The 352-nt window shown below is 67.3% G+C and carries 1 protein-coding gene; it reads left to right on the top strand.

What is annotated here, in order from left to right; genetic code table 11:
- Positions 1-352 (top strand): hypothetical protein (locus KZZ06_RS20210; RefSeq protein ID WP_219581777.1); only part of this gene is annotated, 352 nt, incomplete at both ends.

The following is a 352-nucleotide window of genomic DNA, read 5'->3' as shown; positions in this document are numbered from 1 at the left end:
CCTCGCCACCGCCGCCTCGTTGGTCGGCTCGTTCATTCGACCGCCGGAGGGCGGGATCGTCCTCAGCTTCGTCGTCAACCGCGTGATCGCGGTCGCCGCGCAGTGGCTCGTCGCCTTCCTGGTCGAGCAACGACGGCGCAACCACGCCCTGGTCGACGCACGTCTGACCGAAGAACGGCTGGTGGCCGAGACCGGACGGCGGTTCGTGCAGATCCTGACTCACGAGATCGCGACGGCGCTGACTGCGATCGACGGTCAAGGCTATCGCCTCGGCAAGCTGGCGCAGACGATCGAGCCGATGGACATCATCGCTCGCAGCGAGAAGATCCGACACGCCGCGACGCGCCTCAAG

This window comes from Sulfitobacter sp. CW3 (assembly GCF_019392245.1).
Taxonomy (GTDB): domain Bacteria; phylum Pseudomonadota; class Alphaproteobacteria; order Rhodobacterales; family Rhodobacteraceae; genus Sulfitobacter.
Note: the sequence above shows the minus strand (reverse complement) of the source record. Positions and strands in the feature narration are given on the sequence as shown.